The sequence below is a fragment of the Listeria ivanovii subsp. londoniensis genome (assembly GCF_000763495.1).
Lineage (GTDB): Bacteria > Bacillota > Bacilli > Lactobacillales > Listeriaceae > Listeria > Listeria londoniensis.
In genome coordinates this window covers 2664165-2689194 of the sequence record NZ_CP009576.1, presented here as the reverse complement: position 1 = coordinate 2689194, position 25030 = coordinate 2664165, and the positions used below count along the sequence as shown (strand labels likewise).

Genomic DNA, 25030 nt, shown 5'->3' with positions numbered 1-25030 from the left:
TTATGAGCGGGAATGAGATTCTAAATGACTGTCTCTACTATAAAGTAGAGTTTATTAGCTAAAAATATATTTTAGGAGAATATACATAATGCCATACAATAATAATGGTTTTAGAGGATAGAAAAATAAGGTTTTTGCAAAATATTATCTTTTGTTATATAATCAACTCTTTTTTTTGGCTAAAATAAAAATTTAGAGAATGTAAAAAAGCATGAAATTGGCTTTTTCTATTTTTAGTAAAGGGAGTGTAAAATAGTTGAAAGTAAATAATTGGTTAAAAGAAGTTTTCAAAGTGTTTTTAATAACTATTATTGCTATGTGTGTAGACACAAGTTTGGGAGCAAAGGTGCAAGCGGCGAGTATTTCACATCCTACTCCTATTAATCAAATATTCCCAGATAAGAATTTAGCGGAAGTTATGAAGTGGGCATTAGGGAAATCGAGCATAACAGATGTAGCTTCTCAACAAGAGTTAAATCAAGTAGATAGTATAGATGCCGATAAAAAGGCTATAAAATCTATTGAAGGATGTCAGTACTTACTAAATTTGAAATCATTATCTTTAGTTACTAACCAAATAAAAGATATAAGTGAAATAGCGGGTTTAACTAAACTAGAAACACTATATTTGGAGGATAATCAATTAACTGATATTAGTGCGATAGCTAGTTTATCCAACTTAAATAGACTGGTTTTAAGCGATAACCAAATTAAAGATACACAAGCCTTAGCGAAATTGGTGAAATTAAAAGTCTTATACTTGGATAACAACCAAATAACTAATATAAACGGATTATCCAATTTAATTAAGCTTAAAAATTTATATGTGGATAATAATCAAATAAGTGATATTCGTGCACTAATAAATTTAACTAATTTAACTGAATTAATATTGGAAGGAAATAAAGTAAAAGATCTAAAACCGTTGGCCAAATTAACTAAGTTAACTAGTTTAAAAATTAGTCAAAATCAAATAACGGATATCAGCGTATTGGAGAATTTGTCTAATTTACATGGTGTAGTCTTTGATAAAAATAAAGTGAATGATATAAGTAAATTAGCAAATTTACCTATAGCTTATTTATCTTTTACTGACAATCAGGTGACAAATATTGATACTTTAGCGGAATTACCTAATTTAATTGGAGTGATATTTGATAACAACAAAGTGCGTGATATAAGCGCATTGGCTAACTTAACAAATCTAAGACATCTATATGCAGAAGGTAACTGCATACAAGATGTTCAAGCTTTACAGGGATTAACGCAACTAGAAGACTTAATATTATCCCATAACTGCATTGTCGATATAAGCCCACTAAAAGGGCTGAAAAACCTTCAGGAATTAGATTTATCTAACCAAACATTTATAAATCAGCCTATCAACTTTCAAGGGAATGTAACTATTCCTAATATAGTCAAAGGTATGACAGGAACATGGGTTGCGCCCAATTCTAGCAGTGACAAAGTAACCTATAATCCACCTAAACTCACTTGGAATTTACCTACGTATAAGAAAGAAGTATGTTATACCTTTAATCAAACTGTGACAATAGGCAACGCTACTTTCAAATTTAGCGGTCAAGTAACCCAACCATTTAATAAACTGGACATAGTGAAATCGAATAAAACCATCACAGCGTACGGGCGTGTGAAACCTGGAATGAAAAGCACGGTTTGGACGCAGCCTTCTAATACAAAAGATGCTAAACAAGTAGGAATGGTGTCGGCCTATGCCGGCAAGAACTTACGCATCTTACGAGAAGCACAAACAAGTAGTGGCAGTTATTATCAATTTAGTGTAGGTGGAAAACCGATTGGCTGGGTAGAAACGAAAGCGCTGGGGATTTTCTATCAAACCAGCATGGAGAAGAAAGCGACAGGAGCTCGCTATATTGTCCGTGGAAAAGAAGGCCAACATGCTTATACACTTCCTGTCGCAGAAGCCGCGGTTAACAAGGGGCCCCTTACGAAATGGAAAGGGAAAAGACTGATCGTCCAACGCGAAGTCACCGTTGGAAAAGAAAAGTGGCTACTACTCCAAGGTGTTGGTTGGGTAAAAGCTACTAACGTGACCACCGTGCTTTACAACAAACCAATGACAGCCTATGCCAAAGTAAAATTAGCGAAAGGGAAAAAGGTGTGGTCCAATCCTTATAATACTAGCGGCTATAAAGTGGTAGGCGCTTTATCACGGTTCACTGGTAAAGATTTACGCATTTTACGAGAAGCACAAACAGGTAATGGTTTATACTACCAAGTGAGAGTTAGCAACAAAACGATTGGCTGGGTAGAGGCTAAAAATGTGGCAGTTTTCTACAATCCAAGGATGGAGAAAAAAGAGAAAGGCACGCGTTTTGTGAACGCAAGAAAGAAAAAGCAAGCTTATTACCGTATGCCCGTGGCAGATGCAGCCATTTGTTGTGGAAAGCTCCAAAAATTTGGACGCAAGAGAGTAACGATTGATCGAAAAGCAACCATTAAAGGCCAACAATGGTACCGAATCAAAGGCGCTGGTTGGACTAGAGCAGTGAACCTAAGTACAAGAAGATAATAAAAATCGCTGACCTTCAAAAGCTAGACCAAAAGTCTGTCTTAAGGAGGTCAGTTTTTTTAGGATGAATGAGAATACAGGTTACTATCCAGTAAAAACGAGAATTGATAAACAATTACTAATATGAGCGGAAATATTAATTTTTAAAGTATAAATAGTTTTTAAACTAAAATACATTTAGAGAAACAGAGGGGGATATACGATGGCATAATAGTGCTGCCTTTGCTCAACTAGGATTTGTGTATAATACATATTCTTGTATACTTACTGCCTTTCAATAAAAAGTATGCTCATTTTTATAATGCAAGCTAAGGTTGATAAAATGTATGACTTAAATAAAATGTCTCATATAAAAATTTATGATACATTTTTATGTAAAGCACTTTGCAAAAACCACTTATTTTTAACAAATGTTATAGAACGGTCAGTTAGGATTTTATTATTATAAATGGAAAGATTTAGAGACAGAGCAAAAAGAGGATTTATAGAAGCTAACATCGCCAATTAATCTTTTCTGTTTTCTAAATATTTATTATAAGAGGTGTAGATAATGAAAAAGAGTAAATGGTTAAAAATGACATTCATACTAGCGCTAGTATTTATTGCTATTGCAGAAATTAAAACAAGTGACGTCATGACAAGTAAAGCGGCAAGCCTTACAATTCCAGCGCCTATAAATCGAATTTTTCCGGATCCTAATCTAGCTGAAGTAGTGAAGGATGCTTTAGGAAGAGGAAGTGTGACTGATACTGTAACACAAAGCGAACTGGATAGAATCATCCAACTACGAGCTAGCCACAAAAATATCAAATTGATTGATGGGATTCAATATTTACCGAACTTAAAGATAGTATATCTTTATAACAATGAAATAAGTGATATTAGTAAGATTGCTGAATTAAATGATATAAAGTATCTATCTTTAAAAAACAATCAGGTGAGAGATGTAAGTGCTTTATCTAAATTAAACCATCTTAATGAATTAATTTTGGATAATAACCAGATTATAGATATAAGTCCATTAGCAGGATTAAAAAATCTTATAGTTTTAGACATATTTGATCAAAATTATACTAACCCGGCAATAAATTATCAAGAAAATATAGCTATTCCAATTACTGTAAGAAATGAAACGGGTACGCTACTCCAATATTTGAAAGTGAGTGATAATGGTAAAGTAGCAAGTCCAAATGTTATGTGGAATTTATCAACCTATGTCCCTGAAGTAAGTTATAGTTTTAGGAAGTCTCTAACAGTTGGCGGGGCGAGAACTGTTTTTACCGGGAACGTGGTACAACCATTAAAACCAGTTTCTGCTGTAGCCTATTATGATATAGACGGAATGGAAACAGCAGAAAAAATACAAGCAGGAATGTTGTTAACTGAACCGAAAACACCCGCCAAAGAAGGTTATACATTTAAAGGTTGGTATAGCGCCGAGGCTTTTGGTAAGAAGTGGAACTTTGCAACCGATTATACACCAAGTTATGATTTTACCTTATATGCTCAATTCAAAGTAAATAGCTATACAGCAACCTTAACAGTTGGAGGGAAAACAACGACACAAAAAGTAGAGTATCAAAAATATCTCCAAGAACCGGGAACACCATCTAAAAAAGGATATAGTTTTGAAGGTTGGTATGATGCAAAGACAGGCGGTAAAAAATGGGATTTTGTAATGAACAAAATGCCAGCAAAAGATATTACTTTATATGCCCAATTCAAAAAAAAAAAGAGTCAGAATCTAATAACCAAGTAAATGGCGCAATCACATCATCAACAAATACAGATGAAAGCCATATAACGCCCCCTGCTAAAAGAGATGGTAATTCAAAAAGCATTATGAGTAAAATATCGCGAAATAACCCTCCTAATAAACAATTCCTGGACTTACAAGAAACTACTAATAAGAGGATTTATGATTCTCAAGGAACTACGCTTCCGAAAAGTGGCGATAGCAAAAATGCGCCACTATTAGGATTGATTTTATCAGGAACTGCATTTGTATTATTCAAAAAGCATAAATTGAAAAGTTAATTTATGCTAGATTAAATACACAAATTATTATTCCGTTTTAATTCTTATAATCTTAAAATGATGGCAAAAACATCCTACAGTGGCGGGAATAAGCTGGCTTGTAGGATGTTTTTTATTTGTTATTTAATAATTGTATTTCTTACTTTCCAATCTTCTAACTTGATGAAGACCCAGAATCCATAAATTCCAACTGTGATAACACAAAGTAGGAACCATTTGATCCAGTGTCCAAAAAGTCCAACCGCAGATCCTTGGAATTTCAAACGTTTGCCTTCAATAACTGTATGATTTATTTTCCAGCCATAGACCATACATAAAGCCCACGGATAACAAATACCAATTGTACAAATAGTTACAATAAATCCAAGTATTGTCCAACCAATGTACTGCAGTAATCCCCCGTCAAAAAATGATGTTCTTCCATTTCGTGATTCAATGGTGTTCCATTCCCCCATTTTCTCCAACTTCCTATTATATAAAGGTTGTTATTATTTAGAAATAAAAGCATTTTCTTCAAAAAGTAGTTTTAGCTCTTTATAGCTATACTTTTTTCGGTCTAATAATGCTATCATTATAGAGAATTAAAATAGAAGGGCATATAATATAACTCTTTTCTGGTAAAATGGTAATCAGCATTGGAGGTGCTTATTTTGGCAGCTAGTTTAAGAGAACGATTAGAGGAAGAAATTAGAGTATACAGTAAGGATAATAATTTAGCCGTTCATACAATGGATTTTTTATATGCGGGCCCTAATATGCGAGGTAGGCATACGCTAGTTCTCGCTTTTACGGAGGCTGGCATGTTTACGTTTGTATTTAAATTAAGCGATGCAGAAATGCACTTTTTAGATGCAAAGACGATTCAACAAATAAGTTTAGCTAAAAAGAAACTGGTTTACCAATTAAACATTCGTGCTGTTACAGAAGATGGCGAGGTTGAAGAAGGCAAATATCTTGTCAGTAAGCGTGTTTTTGGGAGAAAATGGCATAAAGAAACTTTGCAAAAATTAATTAATAAGAATCTTCAATTGTTATCTGTAGAATGAAAAGAAGGATGGGGCGATGATGCAAAAAAAACGCACAAGAGCGGAAGAATTAGCAATAACTAGAAGAAAAATTTTAGACACTGCGAGTGATTTGTTTATGGAGAAAGGTTATAGAGCAGTATCCACTAGAGAAATAGCAAATCGTGTAAATATAACTCAACCAGCCCTATACCATCATTTTGAAGATAAAGAAGCACTTTACATTGAAGTGGTCCGTGAATTAACGCAACAAATTCAAATAGAAATGCAGCCGCTTTTAGAATCAACTAAATCTAGGGAAGAACAACTTCGGGATATGTTAATTATGTTGATTGAAAAGCATCCAACCAATATTTTACTAATGATTCACGACATATTGAATGAAATGAAACCAGAGAATCAATATTTACTATATAAATTATGGCAACAAACGTATTTAATTCCTTTTCAAAAATTTTTCCAAAAGCAAGAAGCCACTGGCGAACTGCGTGAGGGTGTCAGTGCTGAGGTGGCTGCGAGATATTGTTTAGCAACTATTAGTCCACTTTTTTCTGGGAAAAGTGAGTTTGCGGAAAAACAAACTATGACAGAACGAATTGAAGAACTAATTGATTTGATGATGTTTGGTATTTCAAAAAAAGAGGTATAGGTGAACGTGCTTCTTTTTTTGGCGATTCACTTATCAATTGATAAACGAAAACAGAGAAAACTTCCAAGGGGGATTTAAAATGAAAGATGGATTTTTAAGCAAAGTTGCGAATGGAGTTGGCGGGAAAAAAGGCAGGTTTATTACACTTGGAATCTGGATTATTGCAATTATCATTTTACAAATATTTTTTCCAAAAGCTGCAGACTACAAAGATGATGCAGCGAAAGATTTGCCTGACTCGGAACCTTCTGTTGTCGCACAAAAATTAATTGATGAACAATTTGCAGGGACGGACGGGGTGCCTGCGCTTATTACGTGGTATCGATCTACAGGTTTAACAGTAGGAGACTTAATTAATATACAAAAATATAGCAAAGAGCTAACAGAAAACCCAGTAGATTTTCAGAAAACAGCTGTTCCTTATGATAAAATGCCACCAGTAGCCTTAAAACAACAAGTTTCCAAAGATGGCACAACTTTTATCCAGACAGTTATTATGGAAGATAGCGCAACGTCAGATGAATTAACAAAAAGTTTTAATCAGCTAGAATCAGCAGCAAAAACAACCATTGGTGAAAATCCGTTTTCTCAAAAAGTGACAGCGAGCGATACCTTAGTGGCTCGAACTACTGGTCCGGCAGGCATAAGTGTCGATGCGAGTGGCTTGTTTAAAGATGCGGATGTATCACTTCTAATTGGAACAGTTTTACTTGTACTCGTATTTTTATTAGTGATTTATCGTTCGCCTATTTTGGCTTTAATTCCTTTAATTGCGGTAGGTTTTGCTTACTTGGTGATTACGCCAATTCTTGGTTTATTGGCTAAAGAAGGAATTATCACATATGGTTCGCAGGGGCTCTCGATTATGACGGTATTACTATTTGGAGCAGGAACAGACTATTGTTTATTCCTCATATCTAGATTCCGAAGTCATTTGCATACCGAAAAAAATCGGTTCCAAGCATTTAAAGAAGCTTTTAGTGGAACAGCTGGAGCAATTGCTTTAAGTGGTTTGACTGTCATGGCGGCACTTCTATTACTTCTAGCAGCCGAGTACGGTTCATTTCATAATTTTGCAGTGCCATTTAGTTTAGCAATTTTCATTATGATGATATCGTCATTAACGCTTGTACCAGCATTGTTAGGCGTTTTTGGTCGCGTTTCGTTCTGGCCATTTGTCCCAAGAACAGTCGAAATGGAAGAAAGACGTGCAGAGAAAAAAGGCAAAACACCGAAGCACCACAAGGAAAATCGTTTCTGGCATAAAATTGGTGAAATGTCCGCGAAACATCCTGTGCGAATTCTGATTATTACATTGATTATTTTAATTGGCTGTGGTATTTTTACGACACAAATCAAATATACGTATGACACACTTTCAACTTTCCCAGAGGATATGCCATCTCGGGAAGGGTTCACGTTAATTAGTGATCACTATGGAGCAGGTATGCTTGCCCCTATGGAAGTTGTTGTGAACTCGAAGGAATCCATGAAAGAATCTCTTGAAAATGTGGACGGAGTTAAGTCGGTATCAAGGCCAGAACGAAATAATGGTTATCAAAAATATACATTGATTTTGGATGATAACCCATATAGTAACAAAGCAATGGATGTTGTACCGAAAGTTCGCTCGGCTGCAGATAAGGGAAATGATGTTTATATCGCCGGACAAACTGCAACACAATACGATTCGCGTGCTATAACAACACATGACGAAAAAGTAATTATTCCATTAGTTATTGCTTTAATTGCAATTTTACTACTGTGTTATTTACGTTCTATTACAGCAATGCTCTATTTAGTCGCAACCGTGCTACTTTCTTTTGTTGGGGCACTTGGACTAGGCTGGGTAATTATCCATTATGCTATGGGAGTTGATGCAATATCTGGTTTAATACCTCTATATGCTTTTGTCTTTATCGTAGCACTCGGGGAAGATTACAACATATTCATGATTTCTAGCATTTGGAAAAATAGTGAAAAACTGCCGCTCAGACAAGCGATAACAGAAGGCGTAGGACAGACAGGTGGCGTTATAACCTCTGCTGGTTTGATTTTAGCAGGAACATTTGGGGTTTTAACAACTCTTCCAATTCAACTATTAGTACAATTCGGATTAATTACAGCTATTGGAGTTTTGTTAGATACATTTATTGTCCGACCTTTCCTAGTACCATCTATTACAGTGCTTCTAGGTAAGTGGGCATTTTGGCCGGGTAAAAAGCATAAAATGACAAAGTAAATATGTTTCTAAAAATCACTTGTCTAATCCTCCGAAAAGTATATAATAGATGTATCAAAAAGGAGGAACGACAGAAAATGAGAGTAATTGATACACACTGTGATGCGCTTTACAAATTGCAAGCTGGAAAAGGAAAATACACTTTCCAAGATGCCGAAGAACTAGATGTGAACTTTGAACGGCTTATAGAGGCAAAGATGTTACTGCAAGGGTTTGCGATTTTTCTTGATGAATGTGTTCCAGTAGAGCATAAATGGAAAAAAGCGGTGGAGCAGGTTAATATTTTCAAACAACATGTGCTTCACAAAGGTGGAGTAATTCGCCAAGTGAAAAAATGGAGCGATTTAGAAAATTTTCCAGAAGAGAAAATTGGTGCTGTTCTTACATTGGAAGGCATTGAGCCAATTGGACATGATATGGATAAATTAACACAATTACTCGATGCAGGTGTATTATCTGTCGGTTTGACTTGGAATAACGCAAATCTAGCAGCAGATGGAATTATGGAAGAACGTGGTGCTGGGTTGACACACTTCGGCAAAGAAATTATTCACCTTTTAAATGGCCGGAAAATATTTACAGATGTTTCGCATTTAAGTGTGAAAGCTTTCTGGGATACTTTAGAGGAGGCTGAATTTGTGATTGCTAGTCATTCCAGTGCAAAGACGATTTGCTCGCATCCTAGAAATTTAGATGATAATCAAATTAAGGCAATGGTTGAACATGATGCGATGGTTCATGTGATTTTCCATCCCTTCTTCACAACTAATTCTGGTGTCGCTGATGTAGAGGATGTTATTCGCCATATCGACTATATTTGTGAATTAGGTGGAGTTAAAAACATTGGTTTTGGTTCTGACTTTGATGGAATTCCAGACCATGTTAAAGGGCTTGAAAATGCTGGAAAATATCAGGGGTTCTTGGAAGTGCTAGAAAAACACTTCACCAAAGAAGAAGTAGCAGGGTTTACTTCTCAGAACTTTTTAAACCATTTACCAAAATAACTAAAATCCAAGTGTTAGTTGAGCACTTGGATTTTTTGTGATGGGATAAACGGAATCTACTGTAATTTGAAAATCTCCATGTTATAATAATGAATAGGAATAAAAAATCACTTAGTTTGGCATAAAAATATCAAGCTGATTTTTAATGGAGGTTTTACTTTGCGTTTAGAATCTAATTTCGTCCAAAAGCAACAACAAAAACAATCGTTGAAATTAAACATGACGCAACAATTGTCACAGTCTATTGCTATGCTACAATTTGCAACAGCTGATTTAATGGCATTTTTAGAAGATAAAGCACTTGAGAACCCATTAATTGAAGTGATTCCAGGCTCAGATATTGGAACGGATTTTACTTATAGCAGCCGTAAAAGTTCTGGAAGTTCAGATGATACAGACTGGCTAGACCAAATTGCAGATAATAAGTTGACTTTAGCTGACGCGCTAAAAGAACAGCTACAATTAATGAGCGTGACACAAACACACAAAATAATTATTTTATATTTAATAGAAAGTTTAAGCGATAGTGGTTATTTACAAATTGATTTAAAAGATGTCAGCGCTGCTCTTTTGATGGATGATTCAAGCGTATTAGAAGGGCTTGAAATTTTACAAAGTATGGAGCCGGCTGGCGTTGGAGCAAGAGATGCGCGCGAATGTATCTTACTACAAATCGAACGTTCCCCAGCTGCTCCTTATATCGCTTATGATGTTATTCAAAAGTACTTTACAGAATTTGCTGAGAAAAAATGGAAGAAAGTTGCTACAGAAATGGATGTTAGCTTACAAGATATTCAAGAAGTATCTGATTATATTCAAACTTTAAATCCAAAACCAGGTTCTGAGTTCGAATCGGAACGCGTGCAATATGTAGTGCCAGACTTAATTCTATTACAAAACGACAAAGAACTCACTGTCACACTTGCGAAACAATTTCTACCACAAGTTCGTTTCCAAGCCGCTTACTATGAAACGATGCGTGCAACCAAAGAAAAAGATGTGGCTCAATTTTTACGAGAAAAAGCGGGAGAATTTGATTGGATTAAAAAGGGAATTGAACAACGAGAAAACACTTTACAGCGCGTGGGTGAAGCAATTGTGCAGCATCAGAAAGCCTATTTCTTAGATAATTCAGCACATTTACAGCCATTAACTTTGAAAGAAGTAGCAGAAGAACTAGGCATACATGAATCCACTGTTAGTCGTGCAGTAAATGGCAAATACATGGAAACAAGTACTGGCGTATACGAATTGAAGCGCTTCTTTGCATCTGGATTACAGAAAAAGTCTGCTGAAAACGAGGATTTAGGAGATGTTTCCAGCACGACAATCAAAAAACTCGTGCAAGAATTCGTATCTAAAGAAGATAAATTAAAGCCACTTTCTGATCAAAAAATAGTAGATATGTTAGCAGAAAAAGAAATTCAAGTTTCTAGAAGAGCTATTGCTAAATATCGTTTGGAGCTAAACATCCCATCATCATCTAAAAGAAAAAGATTTTAAAAGACATTTTTTGCCCCAAGTATAGGCTGTGGGACAAAAAATGTCTTTTGAAAATAAAAAAACCCTGGAGAGCATGTTTCATTTTTAAGAGAGGTGGAAAACAACTAATATAGCCTATTTAGAGCTTTACGAGTTAAAAAGTAATTGTAAATTATAGGTGAATATTTCATGAATGTCCCACTTAACACTTGAAGAATTACGCCAAGACTGTTAGAATAGGGAACGTAGGGTATTAAAAGAACAATAAAGAAGTTTCACCAGCGTAAGCAAAAAGAGAAGGGGTAAAAAACACATTGAGAGACACATTGTTGACAAGCTGAACTAGCTTAGTTTAATAGTCTTGAAAGGTACGTTAAACCTCTATCTCTACTTTTTTTAGTTCTAACGGGACGCCATATGACTAAGCGGGTCACTAAGCGTCCAAAGATGAGGAGCAATTAAAAATGTCAGACTTAATTAATATTCAGAAAAAATTATTGCCCGACGTTTTAATGATTATGCAAAAACGCTATCAAATCCTACGCTCGATTTATTTTTCTGAACCAGTTGGAAGACGTACACTTGCCGGAATGCTCGGTATGAGTGAACGAGTCCTTCGCGGCGAAGTTGAATTTTTGAAAGCACAGGGGTTAGTAGAAATTGCTTCATCCGGAATGACCGTTACAAAAGAAGGATTGATTGTTTTCCGTGATTTAGAAAGTGTCATGAATCAACTTTCAGGGTTACATTCGATGGAAGAACAATTAGCAAAAAAATTGCAAATCAAAAAATGCTTGGTAGTGCAAGGTGATAGTGATGATACTCCATGGGTCCGCGAAGAAATGGGACGCGTGGCAGTAGAACAATTAGACATGGTGCTCACCGAAAAAAGAAACATCGTCGCAGTTATGGGCGGCTCTACAATGGCAACTGTTGCTGAAATGATGACAACAGATTTTGCAAAAGGAAGAGAATTACTGTTCGTTCCCGGTCGTGGAGGTATTGGTGAAGACCTTGACAATCAAGCGAATACAATTTGTGATAAGATGGCAACAAAGACGAACACCAAGCACCGCGTTCTCTATGTACCTGAACAGCTTGGCGAAGAAGCCTACCGTTCCTTACTGAAAGAACCGGCAATTCAAGAAGGCTTACGATTAGTACAATCCGCAAATGCAATTATTTTAGGCATAGGTGATGCGCTCGCAATGGCGAAACGCAGACATACCGGCGAAGATGTACTTGAAAAAATCATCCATCGTAAAGCTGTTGGTGAAGCATTTGGCTATTATTTTGATGAACAAGGCGAGGTTGTACATAAAGTTCCTACATTCGGTCTTCAATTTGAAGACTTAGCGCAAATCCCGCATATCATCGCTGTAGCAGGTGGTACATCGAAAGCCAAAGCTATCAAATCGTATATGAAAAGCGCTCCGAAAAATACGATTTTAATTACGGATGAAGGAGCAGCAAAGTCGCTTTTAAAAGGGAGTAATACCCTTTTGAAATAAAAAAACACTATTTTCAAGGAGGAAATTGACTTATGACAGTTAAAGTTGGTATTAATGGTTTTGGACGTATCGGACGTCTAGCATTCCGTCGTATTCAAAATGTGGAAGGAATTGAAGTTGTTGCAATCAATGACTTAACAGACGCTAAAATGTTAGCTCACCTGTTAAAATATGATACAACTCAAGGCCGTTTCGACGGTGAAGTAGAAGTACATGATGGTTTCTTCAACGTAAACGGTAAAGAAGTTAAAGTATTAGCTAACCGTAACCCAGAAGAACTTCCATGGGGCGACCTAGGAGTAGACATCGTTCTAGAATGTACTGGTTTCTTCACAGCACAGGACAAAGCTGAATTACACATTAAAGCTGGCGCTAAAAAAGTTGTTATCTCCGCTCCAGCAACTGGCGATATGAAAACAATCGTTTACAATGTAAACCATGAAACATTAGACGGAACTGAAACAGTTATCTCTGGCGCAAGCTGTACTACTAACTGTTTAGCTCCAATGGCTAAAGTTTTAGAAGACAAATTTGGTGTTGTTGAAGGCCTAATGACTACAATTCACGCTTACACTGGTGACCAAAATACATTAGACGCTCCACATCCAAAAGGTGACTTCCGTCGTGCTCGTGCTGCTGCAGAAAATATCATCCCTAATACAACTGGTGCTGCAAAAGCTATCGGTGAAGTATTACCAAGCCTTAAAGGTAAATTAGACGGAGCTGCTCAACGTGTTCCAGTTCCAACTGGTTCCCTTACTGAATTAGTAACAGTTCTTAACAAAAAAGTTACTGTTGATGAAGTAAATGCAGCTATGGAAGCAGCTTCTGATCCAGAAACATTTGGTTACACTAATGATCAAGTTGTTTCTTCTGACATCAAAGGTATGACTTTCGGTTCATTATTTGATGAAACTCAAACAAAAGTTCTTACAGTTGGCGATCAACAATTAGTTAAAACTGTAGCTTGGTACGATAACGAAATGAGCTACACTGCTCAATTAGTACGTACTTTAGAATACTTTGCAAAAATTGCTAAATAATTAGCAGATTAATTTTACTGAGGTGCTCGTCACTTCAGCAATAACAAGAATAAGCGGAGACACTATTGTTTCCGCTTATTTTCTGAAATAACGGGGGCAACCCTAATCCTTTAAAATCAATGGAGGAACTCTAAAATGGCTAAAAAAGTTGTAACTGATTTAGATTTAAAAGACAAAAAAGTTTTAGTTCGTGTTGACTTTAACGTGCCAATGAAAGACGGTAAAATTACCAACGATAACCGTATCGTAGCAGCACTTCCAACTATCGAATACATCTTAGAACAAAACGGTAAAGCAATCCTATTTTCACACCTTGGAAAAGTAAAAACTGAAGAAGATAAAGAAGGGAAATCTCTTCGTCCAGTAGCCGCTCGTTTAAGCGAATTACTTGGAAAAGAAGTGAAATTCGTTCCTGCTACTCGTGGTCCAGAACTTGAAAGAGCAATTGCTGATTTAAAAGACGGCGAAGTACTTCTTTTTGAAAATACACGTTTTGAAGATATTGACGGTAAAAAAGAAAGCAAAAATGATCCAGAACTTGGAAAATACTGGGCTAGCCTAGGCGACGTTTTCGTGAATGACGCTTTTGGTACAGCTCACCGTGCGCACGCGTCTAACGTTGGAATCGCTTCTAACCTAGAATCAGCGGCAGGATTTTTGATGGAGAAAGAAATCAAATTTATCGGCGGTGTAGTTGACAATCCAGCTCGTCCTCTAGTAGCAATCCTAGGTGGCGCTAAAGTTTCTGACAAAATCGGTGTGATTGAAAACTTACTTACAAAAGCAGACAAAGTACTTGTTGGTGGAGGAATGACTTTCACTTTCATGGCAGCTCAAGGTCAAGAAATCGGTAAATCTCTTTTAGAAGCAGATAAAGTCGAACTTGCTAAAGGCTTACTTGAAAAAGCTGGCGACAAATTAGTATTACCAGTTGATGCTGTTGTTTCTAAAGAATTCAGTAACGATGCTCCTTTCCATACAGTAGATGCAGATAGTATTCCTGCTGACGAAATGGGACTTGATATCGGTCAAGCTACAATCGACCTATTTACAAAAGAACTTCAAGGTGCTAAAACAGTTGTTTGGAATGGTCCAATGGGCGTATTCGAACTTAGCAACTTTGCTAAAGGTACAATTGGCGTTTGTGAAGCTATTGCAAACCTAACTGATGCAACTACAATTATCGGTGGTGGGGATTCTGCAGCAGCGGCTATGGACTTAGGTTTTGCTGACAAATTCACACATATTTCCACTGGTGGCGGTGCGTCTCTAGAATATCTTGAAGGTAAAGAGCTTCCTGGTGTTGCTTCCATTAGCGACAAATAAGCTGAACCAAAAATAATTTTTAATATCGAGAGGATGTTTATCCAAATGCGTAAACCAATTATTGCTGGTAACTGGAAAATGAACAAAACGGCTGCAAAAGCTGGACAATTTGCAGAAGATGTAAAAAATAATGTGCCATCAAATGATGCTGTAGAATCAGTTGTTGCTGCACCGGCTTTATTTTTGCAAGAATTAGTTCGTCTTACTGAAGGAACTAACTTGCGTGTTTCTGCACAAAACTGTTATTTCGAAGACGAAGGTGCTTTCACAGGCGAAATTAGCCCATTTGCACTTGCTGATTTAGGTGTTTCTTATGTTATTATCGGACACTCTGAACGTCGTGAGTATTTTCATGAAACAGACGAAGATATTAACAAAAAAGCACACGCGATTTTTAAACATGGCATGACACCAATCATTTGCTGTGGTGAAACACTAGATCAACGTGAAGCTGGTCAAACAGATACTTGGGTACGTGGTCAAATCCGTGCGGCGCTTGCTGGTTTAACGGAAGAACAAGTAATCAAATCTGTTATTGCTTATGAACCAATCTGGGCAATCGGTACTGGGAAATCTTCCACAAGTGCTGATGCAAACGAAACTTGTGCAGTTATTCGTGCAGAAGTTGCAGACGCTGTTTCTCAAAAAGCAGCAGACGCAGTTCGTATTCAATACGGCGGTAGCGTAAAACCTGAAAACATTGCTGATTATCTTGCAGAGTCCGACATTGACGGCGCTCTTGTAGGTGGAGCAAGCTTAGAACCAGCATCGTTCTTAGCATTATTGGAGGCAGTAAAATAAAATGAGTAAATCACCTGTAGCAATTATTATCCTCGATGGTTTTGGTAAACGTGCAGAAACAGTAGGTAATGCTGTAGCTCAAGCGAACAAACCAAACTTTGACCGTTACTTAGCTAATTTTCCTCATGGGGAACTTAAAGCTGCTGGACTTGACGTTGGTCTTCCGGAAGGTCAAATGGGTAACTCCGAAGTTGGTCATACAAACATCGGAGCTGGACGGATTGTCTACCAAAGCTTAACACGTATTGATAAAGCAATTGAAGAAGGCGAATTCCAAGAGAATAAAGCCCTAAACAATGCTTTCACTTATACAAAAGAAAACAACTCGGACCTACATTTGTTTGGCTTGCTTTCAGATGGTGGAGTGCACAGTCACATTAATCACCTCGTTGCACTACTTGAAACAGCCAAAGATAAAGGCGTGAAAAACGTGTACATCCATGCTTTCCTTGATGGACGTGACGTGGCTCCACAATCTTCCGTAGAGTATTTAGAAACTTTACAAAAAGCGATTAGTGATTTAAACTATGGCGCGATTGCAACTGTTTCTGGCCGCTTCTACGCAATGGATCGTGACAAACGCTGGGAACGTGTTGAAAAAGCATATAACGCAATCGTAAGCGCTGAAGGTGAAAAATTTGAAGATCCAATCGAACTTGTCAAAGCTTCTTATGCTAATGACAAAAATGATGAATTCGTTGTTCCAGCTATCATTACTAAAGATGGCAAACCTGTTGCAACAGTTAAAGACAACGATGCAGTTATTTTCTTCAATTTCCGTCCTGACCGTGCGATTCAACTTTCTAATGCATTCACTGATAAAGAATGGGATCATTTCAACCGTGGGGCAGATCACCCTAAAAACATTAAATTCGTTACAATGACTCTATACAACCCAAGCATTGATGCGGAAGTTGCATTTGAGCCAATTGAAATGAAAAATGTAATTGGCGAAGTACTTTCTAATGAAGGACTTTCACAACTTCGCATTGCCGAAACGGAAAAATATCCGCATGTAACATTCTTTATGAATGGTGGACGAAATGAAGAATTCCCTGGTGAAAACCGGATTCTAATTAATTCGCCAAAAGTAGAAACATACGATTTGCAACCTGAAATGAGTGCATATGAAGTTACAGATGCACTTGTGGAAGACATCAAAAACGACAAACACGATGCGATTATCTTAAACTTTGCAAACCCAGACATGGTTGGACACTCAGGTATGCTTGAGCCAACTATCAAGGCAATCGAAGCAGTAGATGAAAATCTTGGCCGTGTAGTAGACCTTATTTTAGAAAAAGGTGGTTCAGCGATTATTTTTGCCGACCATGGTAACTCTGAAACAATGTCTACTCCAGAAGGAAAACCACACACAGCACACACTACCGTTCCAGTTCCAGTAATTGTAACGAAAAAAGGTGTAACGCTTCGTGAAGGTGGTCGTCTGGCTGACGTAGCACCAACAATGCTTGATTTGCTCGGCGTTGAAAAACCTGCCGAAATGACAGGCGAAAGTTTAATTCAAAAATAATGTTAGTTATTGCTTTAGTTTTTTAGTAAACAGAGCTACAATGAAAACGAATTTAAAAACGGATGGGTCTTTGAATCTACATTCAAATGAATCCAACAAAGGAGAGAATTATAAATGTCTATTATTACTGAAGTTTATGCTCGCGAAGTCTTAGATTCCCGCGGTAACCCAACTGTTGAGGTTGAAGTTTATACTGAAGCTGGTGCGTTTGGCCGCGCTTTAGTTCCAAGTGGTGCTTCAACTGGTGAATACGAAGCTGTAGAATTACGCGATGGCGACAAAGCTCGTTACCTTGGAAAAGGTGTTTTAAAAGCTGTTGAAAACGTAAACGATATTATTGCTGACAAAATTATCGGTTTTGATGTAACTGACCAAATCGGAATTGACAAAGCAATGATCGAACTTGATGGTACACCTAACAAAGGTAAATTAGGTGCTAACGCTATTCTTGGTGTTTCTTTAGCTGCTGCTCGTGCTGCTGCTGATGAACTAGGCGTACATTTATATGAATATCTTGGTGGAGTGAACGGTAAAGTTCTTCCAGTTCCAATGATGAACATCCTTAACGGCGGAGAACATGCTGATAACAATGTCGACGTTCAAGAATTCATGGTAATGCCTGTTGGCGCTCCTAACTTTAAAGAAGCATTACGTATGGGTGCTGAAATTCTGCACGCACTTAAAGCTGTACTTAAAGGTAAAGGCTTAAACACTGGTGTTGGTGATGAAGGTGGATTCGCTCCAAACCTTAAATCCAATGAAGAAGCGCTTGAAACAATCATGCAAGCAATTAAAGATGCTGGTTACAAACCTGGCGAAGAAGTTAAACTTGCGATGGATGCTGCATCAAGTGAGTTCTATAACCGCGAAACTGGTAAATATGAACTTAAAGGTGAAGGCGTAACTCGTACTTCTGAAGAAATGGTAACTTGGTATGAAGAAATGATTACTAAATACCCAATCATCTCTATTGAAGATGGCCTAGACGAAAATGACTGGGACGGATTCAAACTACTTACAGAACGTATTGGTGATCGCGTTCAATTAGTAGGTGACGATTTATTTGTAACTAACACAACTAAACTTAAAGAAGGTATCGAAAAAGGTATCGCTAACTCCATCCTAATCAAAGTTAACCAAATTGGTACTTTGACTGAAACATTGGATGCTATTGAAATGGCTAAACGCGCTGGCTACACTGCAGTTGTTTCCCACCGTTCTGGTGAAACAGAAGATTCCACAATCGCTGACATTGCAGTAGCTACAAACGCTGGTCAAATCAAAACAGGTGCACCTACTCGTACTGACCGTGTTGCAAAATATAACCAATTACTCCGCATCGAAGACAATTTGGCTGATCTTGCTGAATATCATGGTAACGACACTTTCTACAACTTGAAAAAATAAGTTGATTGAATAAAACGCTAAACACCGCGAAAAGTAAAATTTTCGCGGTGTTTTTTCTGTTTTAAAAATAACTAATGGGGTAATGTTTGACATAGGAGGTAATGCTGATGAAAGTAAAAAATACTCAGACCTCAAAAGTGCTCGAAACTCCAAAAATCAAAGACGCTGTGGTGCATGAAAAAAACCACCCCTTAGCCGAAAAGCATTCTGTACCGAAGAAAATCATCCATGCAGATATGCCGCAACAACAATTCCATCGAAGACTCATGAAATAAATAATACGTCTGATTCTAGCGATAATGGAATCAGACGTATTTTCATTTAATTACGATAAAAAACAATGCAATTTTATATGAAATCAAGTATAATCAGGTGTAAAATAAGGGTAGTAAAAGTTTCCACAAGGAGAAATGCTTTATGATTGCAGAAATCAATGGAATTAACATATTTTATAAAATTGTTGGTGAGGGAGAGCCCATTCTGTTAATTCATGGGAATGGTCAAAGTCACCGTGCGATGAAGCGTATGACAGACGACTTAGCGATTGATCATATGGTGATAGCAGTAGATAGCCGAGGCCATGGTCAAAGTGACGCCGGAACTACGCCGCTAGATTTTGAAATAATGGCATTAGATATGCTCTCGCTACTTGATTTTTTAAAAATTGATAAATATAAAGTTGTTGGCTATAGCGATGGTGGGATTATTTCTTTAGTAATGGGGAAAATGCAGCCGAGTCGCCAAATTGCATCTGTTGTGATTGGAACAAATTATCATGTTAATCAAATTCGGTTCTTGCCAGATTTATTTTGTCGGATTGCTTATGGTGTAGCGAGTATTTTTGCGCCATTTAGCCGCTTTTTCGATCGAATGAAACGCCAACTGGCTTTGACAATTTATCATCCGCATATGTCAGAGGCGGACTTACAGAAAATTAGTGCGCCGCTTTTAGCTGTGATAGGTGAGTTTGATATGATTTCTTCAGAAGATACACAGAAAATGATTCATTCCGTTCAACGTGGCGAGATGGAAATTATAAATAATGGAACTCATTTTTTACCACGGCAAAATCCAAAGCAGTTGTTACAGTTAATTCACACTTTTTTTTCTCGTTTAAGCGTAAAAATTCACAATTGAAATATACCAAAAACCCTTTCATATCAGGGTGTTTCAAATGTGAGGAAAAAGTATTTGACAACTTTAAGAGATAGGGTTAATATTGGTCTATTGGTCAGAACTCAAAAGTTAGCTTATTTAATTGATATGAGCTACAATGGAGTGGATTATAAAAGTGATGATATTAGGAGGATTGCGTAAAAATGAGTGCGGATCGTAGCTTTACGTTAAAAGCGGGAAATCGTGCTGTTTTGCTCTTGCATGGCTTTGCAGGGACTACAGAAGACGTAAGAGAACTTGGAGAAATTCTAGCAGAAAATGGGTACACAGTACATGCGCCAAATTTTAGGGGGCACGGGGATGAACCTGCTATTTTCTTGAAAACAACACCGGAAATGTGGTATGAAGATGCGGTGGCTGGATATCGTCAACTTGAAAAAGATGGATATAATGAAATTGCAATTGTCGGAGTAGCTATGGGTGGTGTTTTTGCACTCAAAATGGCAGAATCATTTTCACCAAAAGCAATTGTTCCACTATGTGCCAATGTGAACCGCAAAATGCGTTATATTCCAATCGAAAACTATTTAACTAAACAATTAAAGAAACAAGGTATAGTAGAACAAGAAGCCGACAATATGTTGAAAAACTACCTTCCTGAGATTGATATCATGACGGAAGCACGTGCTAGTTTTTACAAAAATGTTGCAAAAGATATCGAGAAAATTCACGTTCCAACTATGATTGGTCAGGGCTGCCAAGATGAAGAAATCGATGCAGATAACGCTAATTATATTTTCAAACACATTCACACAGATGATAAACAATTGTGCTTCTATGCTGGATCAGGTCACGATATTGTTAATGACTGTGAAAAAGATATATTAGAAGAAGACTTAATCTACTTCTTGGACGATTTAGTTTGGCTAGAAGAAAAAGTTGTTTAATGATTGTATCGAAACAAGTCTTTACGTATAATCACAAATATGGTAAAATTATCTTTAGTCAAATTGGGCGGTTTTAGGAGGAAAGAACAATGAGTACAGTTTTAACGGTCTTACTTATCATCGTATCAGTACTGTTAATTACAGTTATCATACTTCAACCAGGTAAAAGTGCTGGCCTATCCGGCGCCATCTCTGGTGGAGCTGAGCAATTATTCGGTAAACAAAAAGCAAGAGGACTAGAACTTATTTTACATCGTACAACCATCGTTCTATCCATTGTTTTCTTCGTAATACTAATTGCACTGGCATACTTTGTACAGTAACGAGAGTTAACCACCTGAATGAAAATTTAGGTGGTTTTTTATTGGAGTTCTCAGGAAGCGTACTAAGCTTCCCTAGAACTCCAATACAAGGCGTAACAAAGTGAAGCGTTGTTTCCAAAAAAACGGAAGTATCCACCAAATAGAGAAAACCCAAGGAACTAAAAACAATGAACTAGCAAAGAACTCCAATACAAGGCGTAACAAAGTGAAGCGTTGTTTCCAAAAAAACGGAAGTATCCACCAAATAGAGAAAACCCAAGAGAATAAAAAACAATAAACTCGCGCCTAAGAATTTCAACATAAGGCGCACCTAATAAAAATAACTAACACGACAAAACTCCCAAAAGAATCAAGGAGCGATAGTTACTATGAAAATAACACCACCACAACCATTTTTATTCGAAAAAGGTCCTCGGGCAGTATTGCTTTTACATGGATTTACAGGAAGCTCAGCGGATGTGAGAATTCTAGGTAGGTTTTTACAAGAAAATAATTACACATGTTATGCACCTCAATACAGAGGTCACGGCGTATCACCAGATTTATTATTACAAACAGGCCCAAAAGAATGGTGGGAAGATGTTCTTACAGCATATGACCACTTAAAATCGCTTGGTTATAAAGAAATAGCTGTGGCTGGACTTTCACTAGGGGCACTTTTTTCATTAAAATTAGGTTTTTCTAAACCGTTAAAGGGAATTATAGCCATGAGTACTCCAACAAGAATGGATAGCTCGTCTCCAATAATCCAAGGCTTTTTAGATTATGTTCGTAATTATAAAAAATTAGAAGGTAAAAATCCGGAACAAATTGATAATGAAATGTTGGCATACAAAGACGCGCCAATGAATACCATTGCAAAACTAAAAGATGAAATAAATGGTGTAGCTGCTGAAATGGATATGATTTATGCCCCAATTATGGTTGTTCAGGGGGAAAAAGATGATATGGTCGATGTAAGCGGAGCACAGTTCATTTATGATACAGTGGAGTCAACAGAAAAAGAATTACATTGGTTCAAAAATTCTGGTCATGTAATAACACTAGATAAAGAACGAAAAGAAGTAAATCAAGCTATTTTAACCTTTTTAGATAGTCTAGACTGGCAAGAATAAACAATTTTTAAAACAGAGAGAGGAGGGACAGAAGTGGAACAAAAACAAATGGAAGAAAAAATTATTAATCTATTAACTGAAACGCCGAATAAAACATTCGCGTTAGAAGATTTAGAGATAGAAATCGCTTTAAATAATGCAGATGATTTTAAATTAATGGTCAAATCCTTAGTAAAACTGGAAGATTCCGGAACTATTGTCCGCTCAAGGAAGAATCGGTATGCCCTACCTGAAAAAATGGATTTGGTAAAAGGAACATTCCGTGCTCATGAACGTGGTTTTGGCTTTGTTCTCCCAGAAGAGAAAGAATTAGATGATATCTTTATCCCGCCAAATGAAGTGAAAGATGCAATGAACGGAGACTTGGTTTTTGCGACTATCACAAAACGTAAGAGTGATAATTTAGCAGAGGGTACTATTAAGAAAATCGTCGAGCGGAAAACCACGCAAATTGTTGGAACTTATATGGAAGATTTAGCTGGCACGCCAATTGTTATCCCTGATGATAAGCGCTTATTTGGAGAAGTGGAAATTGATTTAGAAGATGGCTTAAAACCAGTAGATGGCCATAAAGTTATCGTCGAATTAACCGAATATGCAACCGGACATGCTCGTTCTAGAGGTGTTGTAAAATCAATTATTGGCCACCGAAATGATCCTGGGGTGGATATTTTATCGATTATCCATAAACATGGCATTTCTATCGGATTCCCGGAAGAAGTGATGGAACAAGTAAGCAAAGCGCCAGATGTAGTTAACACATCGGATATTGGTAACCGCCGTGATTTACGAGATCAAATGATTATTACGATCGATGGGGCAGATGCTAAAGATTTAGATGATGCGGTTACTGTTAAACAACTTCCGAATGGCAATTGGAAGCTGGGCGTTCATATTGCGGATGTAACCCATTATGTGACAGAAGGCTCGCCGCTTGATGTCGAAGCGCAAGATCGCGGAACGAGTGTTTATTTGGTTGACCGGGTAATTCCGATGTTGCCACATAAACTATCGAATGGAATTTGCTCGCTTAACCCGCAAGTAGACCGTTTTACCATGAGTTGTGAAATGGAAATTGATGCAGATGGTCATGTAGTCAATCATGAAATTTTTGAAAGCATCATTAAAACAACAGAAAGAATGACCTATACGGATGTAAACGACATTTTAGTTGAAAAAGAGGAAGCATTACGCGAAAAGTATGCAGCTATCGTTCCAATGCTTGAAGCAATGCAAAATTTAGCAGAAATACTTCGAACTAAACGGGAAAAACGTGGTGCGATTGATTTTGATTTTAAAGAAGCTCGTGTAGTAGTTGATGAAGATGGACATCCAGAAGCTGTTGTAATGCGCGAACGTTCAGCTGGTGAGCACTTGATTGAAGAATTTATGCTTGCGGCAAACGAAACAGTGGCAGAACATTTCCACTGGATGGATGTACCATTTATTTATCGTATTCATGAAGATCCAAAAGAAGATAAACTAGCTCGTTTCTTTGAATTTATTACTAATTTCGGCTTAATTGTTAAAGGGACTGCTAATGATATTCATCCAGCGGCCCTACAACAAGTGCTAGAAGAAGTAAAAGGGAAGCCTGAAGAAATGGTCGTTTCAACTGTGATGCTTCGTTCTATGCAACAAGCGAAGTATGATACAGTAAGCGCAGGACATTTTGGTTTATCAACAGACTTTTATACGCATTTTACATCACCAATCAGACGTTATCCGGATTTGATCGTTCACAGGCTAATTAGAGAGTATTTAATTAACGGAGATGTTCGTCCAGAAACACTAGAAAAACGTGCTGAGGAGCTTCCTGAGATTGCTGAACATAGCTCTAAAATGGAACGTCGTGCAGTGGAAGCAGAACGTGAAACCGATGAACTCAAGAAAACGGAATTCATGGTTGATAAAGTTGGCGAACGTTTTATAGGTATCATTAGTTCTGTAACGAATTTTGGCTTATTTATTGAACTACCTACAACAATTGAAGGTTTAGTTCACGTTAGTGCTATGAAAGGTGATTACTTCAAATTTCACCAAAACCAATTAGCGATGATTGGTGAACGTACAGGTCAAATTTATCGTATTGGTGATGAAGTAGAGGTGGAAGTAACAAAAGTAGACGTAGACGCTCGCGAAATTGATTTTGCACTTCGCAGTGAAGGTAAACCAGGTCCGGTTAGTGAAAAGCAGAAACGTCAACGTGAAAAACCAATAGATAAAACGAGAAACTTTAAGAGTAGTACAAAAAATAATCGTAATAAACGCCGAACTGGTAAAACAGAAGACGCGAAACCAAAATCAGAACGTAAAGAAGACGAATGGTATACAAAACCGAAAAAGAAAAAGAAGAAAAAACCTTTTTACCAAGGAGTAGCAAAAGAAAGCCCGAAAAAGAAAAAACGTCGCTAGAAAGGATGGGGAGTTATGCCAAAAGGTGATGGTAAGCTAGTCGCGCAAAATAAAAAAGCGCGCCACGATTACGCAATTGAAGAAACTTTTGAGGCTGGCATTGTCCTGCAAGGTACTGAAATTAAATCCGTTAGAAATGCACGGGTAAACTTAAAAGATTCCTATGCACGTATTGATAAAGGGGAAATTTTTTTACACAATATGCACATTAGCCCATACGAACAAGGGAACCGCTACAACCACGACCCACTACGAACGCGCAAGTTGCTACTTCATAAAAAACAAATTAGCCGTTTAATTGGAGAAACAAAAGAGTCTGGTTATTCGATTGTTCCGCTAAAAATGTATATTAAAGATGGCTACGCAAAAGTCTTAATTGGAGTAGCTAGAGGTAAAAAGAAATACGATAAGCGTCAAGATTTAAAACAAAAAGAAGCAAAACGTGATATTGAGCGTGCTTTCAAAGAACGCCAACAATAGAAGCCTAAATCTAGTCATT

General features: G+C 37.2%; 21 protein-coding genes. 20 read left to right on the top strand and 1 reads right to left on the bottom strand.

The features are described from left to right. Positions 1 to 256 precede the first annotated feature (256 nt). Together JL53_RS15200 and JL53_RS13205 are read left to right on the top strand one after the other, a co-directional pair. Positions 257 to 2554, top strand: a complete 2298-nt coding sequence (locus tag JL53_RS15200) for a GW domain-containing glycosaminoglycan-binding protein (protein ID WP_052010614.1) — start codon at positions 257 to 259, stop codon at positions 2552 to 2554. 550 nt (positions 2555 to 3104) lie between these two features. After that, complete coding sequence (locus tag JL53_RS13205) at positions 3105 to 4313, top strand: InlB B-repeat-containing protein (protein WP_052010612.1); 1209 nt, start codon at positions 3105 to 3107, stop codon at positions 4311 to 4313. A 397-nt stretch (positions 4314 to 4710) separates the two neighbouring features. On the opposite strand, the gene JL53_RS13195 is transcribed toward JL53_RS13205, so the two are convergent. Continuing rightward, the gene (locus JL53_RS13195) at positions 4711 to 5046 is read right to left on the bottom strand and encodes a YjgN family protein (protein WP_003720772.1); all 336 of its coding nucleotides are present in this window, start codon (positions 5044 to 5046) and stop codon (positions 4711 to 4713) included. Between the two features lie 195 nt (positions 5047 to 5241). On the opposite strand from JL53_RS13195, the gene JL53_RS13190 reads away from it, so the two are divergent. The 18 genes from JL53_RS13190 to smpB all read left to right on the top strand — a co-directional run bounded on the left by JL53_RS13190 (position 5242) and on the right by smpB (position 25011). Then, positions 5242 to 5637 carry a hypothetical protein gene (locus JL53_RS13190; RefSeq protein WP_003720771.1) on the top strand — a complete coding sequence of 132 codons (396 nt, stop codon included), beginning with the start codon at positions 5242 to 5244 and terminating at the stop codon, positions 5635 to 5637. 19 nt (positions 5638 to 5656) lie between these two features. Next, entirely contained in the window at positions 5657 to 6265 is a 609-nt protein-coding gene (locus JL53_RS13185; protein WP_038408254.1) for a TetR/AcrR family transcriptional regulator, read from the top strand. 79 nt (positions 6266 to 6344) lie between these two features. Next, positions 6345 to 8507 (top strand): MMPL family transporter, encoded by a 2163-nt coding sequence (locus tag JL53_RS13180; RefSeq protein ID WP_003720768.1) that lies wholly within the window; start codon positions 6345 to 6347, stop codon positions 8505 to 8507. A 77-nt stretch (positions 8508 to 8584) separates the two neighbouring features. Continuing rightward, on the top strand, positions 8585 to 9511 hold the full coding sequence (locus tag JL53_RS13175; protein WP_038407844.1) for a dipeptidase: 927 nt from the start codon (positions 8585 to 8587) through the stop codon (positions 9509 to 9511). 159 nt (positions 9512 to 9670) lie between these two features. Next, the gene (rpoN, locus tag JL53_RS13170; RefSeq protein WP_038407843.1) at positions 9671 to 11014 is read left to right on the top strand and encodes an RNA polymerase factor sigma-54; all 1344 of its coding nucleotides are present in this window, start codon (positions 9671 to 9673) and stop codon (positions 11012 to 11014) included. Positions 11015 to 11457: 443 nt separating this feature from the next. Beyond that, positions 11458 to 12504: a sugar-binding transcriptional regulator gene (locus JL53_RS13165; RefSeq protein ID WP_003720765.1), complete on the top strand. Its 1047-nt coding sequence runs from the start codon at positions 11458 to 11460 to the stop codon at positions 12502 to 12504. Positions 12505 to 12536: 32 nt separating this feature from the next. After that, positions 12537 to 13547: a type I glyceraldehyde-3-phosphate dehydrogenase gene (gene gap / locus JL53_RS13160; protein ID WP_038407842.1), complete on the top strand. Its 1011-nt coding sequence runs from the start codon at positions 12537 to 12539 to the stop codon at positions 13545 to 13547. 135 nt (positions 13548 to 13682) lie between these two features. Next, positions 13683 to 14873 carry a phosphoglycerate kinase gene (locus tag JL53_RS15905; RefSeq protein WP_038407841.1) on the top strand — a complete coding sequence of 397 codons (1191 nt, stop codon included), beginning with the start codon at positions 13683 to 13685 and terminating at the stop codon, positions 14871 to 14873. A 45-nt stretch (positions 14874 to 14918) separates the two neighbouring features. Further along, positions 14919 to 15674: a triose-phosphate isomerase gene (tpiA, locus tag JL53_RS15900; protein ID WP_038407840.1), complete on the top strand. Its 756-nt coding sequence runs from the start codon at positions 14919 to 14921 to the stop codon at positions 15672 to 15674. Position 15675: 1 nt separating this feature from the next. After that, positions 15676 to 17208 (top strand): 2,3-bisphosphoglycerate-independent phosphoglycerate mutase, encoded by a 1533-nt coding sequence (gene gpmI, locus JL53_RS13145; protein WP_003720761.1) that lies wholly within the window; start codon positions 15676 to 15678, stop codon positions 17206 to 17208. 114 nt (positions 17209 to 17322) lie between these two features. Then, a complete protein-coding gene (eno, locus tag JL53_RS13140; RefSeq protein ID WP_003720760.1) occupies positions 17323 to 18615 on the top strand; it encodes a phosphopyruvate hydratase in 1293 nt (430 codons plus the stop codon). A gap of 101 nt (positions 18616 to 18716) precedes the next feature. Next, positions 18717 to 18890: a hypothetical protein gene (locus tag JL53_RS13135; RefSeq protein WP_074674062.1), complete on the top strand. Its 174-nt coding sequence runs from the start codon at positions 18717 to 18719 to the stop codon at positions 18888 to 18890. Positions 18891 to 19032: 142 nt separating this feature from the next. Further along, positions 19033 to 19752, top strand: coding sequence for an alpha/beta fold hydrolase (locus JL53_RS13130; RefSeq protein ID WP_003720758.1), 720 nt, complete (start codon positions 19033 to 19035; stop codon positions 19750 to 19752). Positions 19753 to 19934: 182 nt separating this feature from the next. Further along, on the top strand, positions 19935 to 20678 hold the full coding sequence (locus tag JL53_RS13125) for an alpha/beta hydrolase (RefSeq protein WP_003720756.1): 744 nt from the start codon (positions 19935 to 19937) through the stop codon (positions 20676 to 20678). A gap of 89 nt (positions 20679 to 20767) precedes the next feature. Then, a complete protein-coding gene (gene secG / locus JL53_RS13120) occupies positions 20768 to 21001 on the top strand; it encodes a preprotein translocase subunit SecG (protein WP_014093666.1) in 234 nt (77 codons plus the stop codon). 368 nt (positions 21002 to 21369) lie between these two features. Continuing rightward, positions 21370 to 22116: an alpha/beta hydrolase gene (locus tag JL53_RS13115; RefSeq protein WP_038407839.1), complete on the top strand. Its 747-nt coding sequence runs from the start codon at positions 21370 to 21372 to the stop codon at positions 22114 to 22116. Between the two features lie 33 nt (positions 22117 to 22149). Further along, the gene (rnr, locus tag JL53_RS13110; RefSeq protein ID WP_038407838.1) at positions 22150 to 24531 is read left to right on the top strand and encodes a ribonuclease R; all 2382 of its coding nucleotides are present in this window, start codon (positions 22150 to 22152) and stop codon (positions 24529 to 24531) included. A gap of 15 nt (positions 24532 to 24546) precedes the next feature. Further along, complete coding sequence (gene smpB / locus JL53_RS13105; protein WP_003723350.1) at positions 24547 to 25011, top strand: SsrA-binding protein SmpB; 465 nt, start codon at positions 24547 to 24549, stop codon at positions 25009 to 25011. The last annotated feature ends 19 nt before the right edge of the window (positions 25012 to 25030 follow it).